Source organism: Phytoactinopolyspora endophytica (genome assembly GCF_004138495.1).
Lineage (GTDB): Bacteria > Actinomycetota > Actinomycetes > Jiangellales > Jiangellaceae > Phytoactinopolyspora > Phytoactinopolyspora endophytica.
The window spans coordinates 73,064-78,062 of sequence record NZ_ML142865.1; the positions used below are offsets into that span (position 1 = coordinate 73,064).

Annotated in this window: 4 protein-coding genes; all 4 read left to right on the plus strand. The window is 67.1% G+C overall.

Annotated elements, in window-relative coordinates:
- Nucleotides 1–727, plus strand: a 727-nt coding sequence (locus ELR45_RS26410) for an ABC transporter substrate-binding protein (RefSeq protein WP_165368115.1), incomplete at its 5' end; no start/stop codon positions are given.
- Nucleotides 724–2,949, plus strand: a complete 2,226-nt coding sequence (locus tag ELR45_RS26415; RefSeq protein WP_129668990.1) for a hypothetical protein — start codon at nt 724–726, stop codon at nt 2,947–2,949. The genes ELR45_RS26410 and ELR45_RS26415, both read left to right, overlap by 4 nt.
- A 56-nt stretch (nt 2,950–3,005) precedes the next feature.
- Complete coding sequence (locus tag ELR45_RS26420) at nt 3,006–4,340, plus strand: ABC transporter substrate-binding protein (RefSeq protein WP_205857314.1); 1,335 nt, start codon at nt 3,006–3,008, stop codon at nt 4,338–4,340.
- Nucleotides 4,341–4,580: 240 nt separating this feature from the next.
- Nucleotides 4,581–4,999, plus strand: a 419-nt coding sequence (locus ELR45_RS35845) for a ComEA family DNA-binding protein (protein WP_205857315.1), incomplete at its 3' end; no start/stop codon positions are given.

The window sequence follows — 4,999 nt, forward strand, 5'->3', positions numbered from 1 at the left end:
CGAGGGCAGCTTCGGCACGCAGGACGCCACGAACCACAACACATTGTCGTTGTGGGCACGTCAGCGTGGCGAGGAGCTGTACACCTCGGAGGGACGGCTCGGCCTTACGGCTGAGACGGTTGCGGAATGGTGGGAGCTGGCGCTGGAGCTCCGAGACCGTGGCGGGGCGCCTTCGGCGACTTTGACCGCTGAGTTGGAGAGTCAGAACGCACCTGAACAGACACTGATCGGGACGAACTCCGCCGGGCTCTCGCTGATCTGGTCGAACGTCCTGGACGTGCTGCGCGGTGCCTCTGGAGAGGAACTGGTGCTGCTCAAGCCACCGGGCGAGAGCGAGGGCCGGCCAGGCACGTGGCTGGGGCCGTCGATGTTCTACACGATCTCGGCTGACACGGATCATCCGGAGGAAGCGGCTGAGCTGGTCGACTTCATGCTCAATGACCCGGCGGCGGCCGAATCCTTCCTCACGGACCGCGGACTTCCGGTGAATCCGGAGGTTCGAGAGGAGATCATGGATGAGCTGACCCCCGGACAACAGGCCGAGGCCGAGTTTCTGACCCGCATGGAGGACGAGGTGGGGGACGCGCCCCCACCGCCTCCGGTCGGCTCCAGCGAGACCGCGCTGATCGTCAGCCGGCTCAACAGCGAGGTCTTGTTCGACCGCATGACGCCTCAGGAGGCAGCGGAGCAGTTCATGGTCGAGACCGAGGCGGCGCTGGCCGTATGACCGATCGGGCACCCGGCGGCGCGGGCCTCGGCGGACGGATCGACCGGCGGGCGCTGGTCGAGCGGCACCATGTGGTCCTGCGTAGGGCCGATGTCCGCTCACCGCTGTCCGTCGGCAACGGCGAGCTCTGTTTCACCGCCGATATCACCGGGCTGCAGACATTCCCTGAGCAGTATCCGGTGATGTCCCGGGACGGCACCCCGGCGGGAACGTTGCTGGGGACCCAGGCGCAATGGGGATGGCACTCGGCGCCCGGCGGTGGGCGGCATGACCTCGAGGAGACACTCGTGGGCTACGACTCGCCGGGGCGCAGCGAGCCGGTGCCGTACGTCGACATGACCGGGACGATCGGTGAGAACGGCGACCAGACCGACTCGGCGGCGGAGGTCTGGCTGCGCGCCAACCCCCACCGGCTCGATCTGGGCCGGATCGGTCTGGAGCTGCTGGATCCGTCTGGTCGACCTGAGCCGCTGGAGCTGTCCGAGCTGACCGGCGTGCGTCAGGAGCTCGACCTGTGGCGCGGGGTTCTGCGCAGCCGGTTCACGGTGCGTGGGGACGTGGTCGAGGTGGAGACGGCGTGCCACCCGGACCGGGATGTCGTCGCGTTCCGGATCGAGTCTGCTGCGCTCCGAGAGGGTCGGCTGGCTGTTCGGATAGCGTTTTCCTACGGGGCCCAACGGTGGCACGACTCAGCGGATTGGACGCGTCCTGAAGCGCACCGCACCACGGTGCGCCGTCGGGACGCCGGTTGGCAGGTCGCCCGGGAGCTGGACGCCACCGCCTATGAGGTGGACATCGTGGGCGACCCGGGCCTGGCACTGGACCAGATCGGTGACCATGAGCTGCGGCTGACCTCGTCGTCGCCGTGGATGGAGCTGATGGTGGGCTTCGCCGGCACCGCGATCCCGGATCTGCCGACGTCGGTGGTCGCCGGATCGCGGGTGCCGCCGGCAGAGCGCATGGCTGCTGCCCCCTCCGGGACGGATTCGACCTCACCGGGCGCACCGCTGTCGTTTGACGATGTCCGTGCGGCGGCGGCCGGGCATTGGCCAGGGTTCTGGTCCACCGGCGGCGTGGTGGACTTCACCGGCAGCACTGACGAGCGCGCCCACGAGTTGGAGCGCCGGGTGGTCCTGTCCCAGTACCTGACCGCCGTCAACGGCGCGGGGTCGTTGCCTCCGCAGGAGACGGGGCTGGTCTGCAACTCGTGGTTCGGCAAGTTCCACCTGGAGATGACCTGGTGGCATGTCGCGCACTTCGCGCTCTGGAACCGGCCGGGACTGCTCGAGGGCACACTGCGTTGGTATCTGCGGACGGCCGAGGCCGGCAGGGAGACCGCGAAACGGCAGGGATACACGGGAGTCCGCTGGCCGAAGATGGTCGGTCCGGATGGCAGGGAGAGCCCCAGCCCGATCGGCCCCTTCCTGATCTGGCAGCAACCACACCCGATCTACCTGGCTGAGCTGCTGTACCGGGCCGCGCCGAGCAGCCGGGTTCTGGACGAGTTCGCCGGCATGGTGTTCGAGACCGCGGAGTTCATGGCCGGCTTCGCGACGCCGACCTCACGGGGATTTGAGCTGGGGCCCCCGGTGATTCCCGCCCAGGAATCGTACGGCTCGATGCGGGCACGGGCGAGCAACCCCACGTTCGAGCTGGCGTACTGGCAGTGGGGCCTTGAGACGGCCCAGCGCTGGCGCGAGCGGCTCGGACTAGAGCCGGATCCGCACTGGACCACGGTGGCGCGTGGTCTGGTCCGGCCACATGTGCGCGATGGCGTGTACACGGCGATCGACGTCGAGCCGTACACCATCCGCACAGACCATCCGTCGATGCTCTGCGGACTCGGTTTCCTGCCGCAGACGCCGCTGATCGAGGCCGAGACCATGCGGGCGACGCTGCGGGACGTGCTCGACGAGTGGGATTGGGACAGCACCTGGGGATGGGATTACCCGGTGCTGGCGATGTGCGCGGCTCGGCTCTCTGAGCCGGAACTGGCTGTGACGGCACTGACGATGGAGGTGGGGAAGAACACGTTCCTCCCAAGCGGGCACAACCGGCAGACCGAATCGCTGCCGCTGTACCTGCCGGGGAACGGGGGTCTGTTGGCCGCGGTCGCGCTGATGGCGGCCGGATGGGACGGCACGCCAGATCGGCATGCACCCGGATTTCCGAACGATGGGCGATGGACCGTCAGGCACGAAGGACTGGTACCGAGTCCATGACTCTGCAGCCGCGCGCGGATTCCCGTGGGCGGCGACCCCGAAGGAGTGGTGTTGAGATGAGAAGCAAGACGTGGATGGCCGCCAAAGTGAGCGTCGCCGGCATCACGGTGGCGTTGGTGGCAACAGCATGCGGTGGCGATGACGGCGGTGGTGGCGACGACGGCGGCGACGGCTCCGCGGCGAGTTCGGACGAGCAGGTCGAGCTCCGCTTCACGTGGTGGGGGAACGAAGGTCGTGCCGAGCTGACACAGGCGGCCATCGACGCGTTCGAGGAGCAGCATCCGAACATCACCATCGCAGGCGATTACGTCGAATGGGGCGACTACTGGGATCGGCTGGCGACACAGACAGCCGCCAGCGACGCGCCGGACATCATGGCTCAGGAAGAACGGTTCCTGAGGGAGTACGCAAGCCGCGACGCGCTGCTCGATCTCTCCGAGTACACAGACGACACGCTCGACACGTCGGGGCTGGACGAACTCGTGCTAGGTAGCGGCGAGGTCGACGGCGGGCTGTACGGCATCCCAACCGGGGTTAACTCGTACGCGGTCATGGTCGACCCGCAGGCGTTCGATGACGCCGGCGTCGAGATGCCCGACGACGAGACCTGGACCTGGGACGACTACGTGCAGATCGCCACGGCGATCACGGAGGGCACCGATGGTGAGGTCTACGGAGCGCAGGACTATGGCGGGAATGAGGCTGGGCTGAACATCTTCGCCCGGCAGCGTGGCGAATCGCTGTACACCCCCGACGGTGAGCTCGGCTTCTCGCCGGAGACTGCCACGGCGTGGTGGGACTATTCGCTGCAGATGCAGGAGTCCGGAGGACAACCTCAGGCGTCGCTGTCGGCCGAGGTTCAGGAGCTGGGCAGCCCGGAGCAGACCCTTCTGGGTACGAACAAGGGCGCGATGTACTGGGCCTGGACCAACGCGCTCGAGGCGCTGTCCACGGCGTCCGGCCGCGATATCCAGCTGCTCCGTCCGCCGGGGGAGACCGAGAACGAGCGCGGTGGCATGTACCTCAAGCCGGCGATGCACTACGCGGTCTCCTCGCAGACCGAGCACCCGGACGAGGCGGCGATGTTCCTCGACTTCCTGTTGAACGATCCGGCGGCCGTGGATGCGATCGGCTCCGACCGCGGCCTTCCGGTCAACGTGGAACAGCGGGAGCGGATCGCCGCGGATCTCAACGAGTTCCAGCAGGCCGAGGCTGCGTACTTGGAGGACATCGCCGACGAGGTCGTCGACTCCCCGCCCGCGCCTCCGGTCGGTGCCGGCGAGTCGGTGGACATCATCAAGCGGATCAACGTCGAGGTGCTCTTCGAGCAGATGAGTTCGCAAGAAGCGGCGGACCGGCTCATCAGCGAGGTCGAGGCCGCGACCGGCTGACATCCCGCGGGGTGTGGTTCCTCAGCGCGCCCGCACCTTCTACAGAGCTCGTCCGCCCGTCCAGCCCGGACGGGCGGACGAGCTCTGTGAGCGTGCACTACGACCTATATGCCCCATTCGCATGGCTTCCGGGTCCAATGACGCAAAGTCATGGTTCGGTGAAGGTGGCGGACATATTGACACCAATGGTGATCGCCACTAGACATCTCCTCGACATAAGTCAATAGGAGGGGGTTTAGGGTGCGAAAGATCACTATTGCCGCGCCCGCGGCAATGGCGCTGATGTTGGTCGGCGCCACTACGGCCACCGCGGACACTCAGGAGATCACTCCGGGTGCCGATGTGGTCTGCGACGGTGGCGACGCCACCATCGAGGTGGATGGCCTGGACGACGCGGAACGCTGGCAGATCGTCACGGTCGGTGGGGACGACGCGGGTGCGACGGTCCTGTCGAGCGACGATGGTTCGACCAGCATCACGGTTGAGTCTGGCCAGTACGAGCTGGCGTGGTGGGCCGACATCGAGGAGCCGTACGAGACGCTTTCGATCGACGCCTCGTGTGACGACGATGAGACGGAGGACCAGTGTGTCGACATCAACACCGCGGATGTCGACGAGCTAGAGCAGCTGAAGCACATCGGCCCGGAGCGTGCGGAACA

Coding starts and splice junctions, on each gene's coding strand:
- ELR45_RS26420 (WP_205857314.1), top strand. CDS start 3,006: ATGAGAAGCAAGACGTGGATGGCCGCCAAAGTGAGCGTCGCCGGCATC.
- ELR45_RS26415 (WP_129668990.1), top strand. CDS start 724: ATGACCGATCGGGCACCCGGCGGCGCGGGCCTCGGCGGACGGATCGAC.